The organism is Vibrio sp. Vb1574, from assembly GCF_033338675.1.
This window is the reverse complement of record NZ_JAWOTC010000203.1, coordinates 1-1410: the sequence shown is the minus strand read 5'-3', so window position 1 is coordinate 1410 and position 1410 is coordinate 1. Positions and strand designations below refer to the sequence as shown.

Here is a 1410-nt window from a genome sequence, read left to right as displayed (position 1 = left end):
CACGGTATCGATGATCGAGAAGTTGTAGTCGAGCGTGAGAGAAAGTCGGTTGGTGTTGAGCGAACGTTTAGCCAAAACATCTCTACTTATGATGAGTGCTGGCAAGTGATCGAAGAGAAACTTTACCCTGAACTGGAAAAGCGACTGGAGCGTGCCAGTCCAGATAAATCGATCATTAAGCAAGGCATTAAGGTAAAGTTCGCGGACTTCCAGCTCACTACCATTGAACACATTCATCCTCAGTTAGAACTTGAGGACTTTAAGTTGCTGCTAAAAGACATTCTAAAGCGTCAAAATGGTCGTGAAATTCGCCTCTTAGGCTTGAGCGTTATGCTCAAGCCAGAAGAGCAAGCTCGCCAACTCAGCTTCTTTTAATCTATTCCCGCACACTTTCAACCAATTGTAGTACCTGTTCGAAGGACACATTAGCCAATGCACCATACCCAGATAGCTTTGAGGCTTTAAGTTGGCTGATCAACGGTGTGCTGATGCCACATAAGAATCGGGCGATGGCTTCGTTACTGATTGCAGAAGGGGAAAGTTGGACAAACTCTGCAATCCAAGCGGAGGCGACTGCTGGTTCAGGTTGATCGTAAATCCGAGGTGGGAACACCGCTCTCTGTCCTCGACACACAGAACAATGACCGCAGTGAGCAGGGGCATTGTGGTCGGCAAAGTAACTGGCTAATTGATGACTTAAACAACCTGACGATTGGAATAACCCCAACATGGCGTGAATTCGGTCGATGTCTTTGCGCTCTTTAGATTGGAACAGCTCGTACAGATGTTGCGTGATGTCTTCGATATTCTGTGTCTCAGGCAAGACGGAATACACATCGGTTAGCTGCTTGCTTTCTAGTTCAACCCAACCATTCTGATGAAAGTAATCCAGTGCAGCGACAACGCGGCTACGTTCCGAATGATAGTGCATCCAAAGAGCATCGAGATCGACTTGGCACCATACTTTCGCTTTGGTCGAACAAGTGAAAATGGCTTCTACAAATTCGCGTCGTTCTCCTTGGAATTGGTTAACGATGAATTGCTGATTTTGTAGGAATTTGAATCGATATTCGGCAAAGTAGCTAAACTTAGCTTCGATCACTTTCGCAAGCTCTAAATACACCAACAGCGTCTTGAGTGGTAACTGGCGGATATTGCTCTCGCGAGACAAACGTAGTGGCACGACTTCCCACTGAGGTTGGTGCTCTTTGATTTGACCCAATACATAACTAATCGAAGAGCGCTCAGGCGTGTCGCCAAACACAAAGTTTTCTAATACAGTTAGCCCAGAAGTATTGCCAAGCAGAATGCATTCAGAGCGTTGTCCGTCGCGTCCTGCTCGACCTATTTCTTGTGCATAGTTTTCAATGGATTTAGGTAGATCAAAGTGAATTACTCGGCGAATGTCTG

At 46.0% G+C, this 1410-nt stretch carries 1 protein-coding gene and 1 pseudogene; one reads left to right on the top strand and one right to left on the bottom strand.

The features are described 5' to 3' along the window. Positions 1 to 375: pseudogene (locus tag R7O12_RS24825) on the top strand (DNA polymerase IV); the annotation flags it as partial. 1 nt (position 376) lies between these two features. Here R7O12_RS24825 and R7O12_RS24820 read toward each other — a convergent pair. Continuing rightward, positions 377 to 1410 (bottom strand): RecQ family zinc-binding domain-containing protein (locus R7O12_RS24820; RefSeq protein WP_318126714.1); only part of this gene is annotated, 1034 nt, incomplete at its 5' end.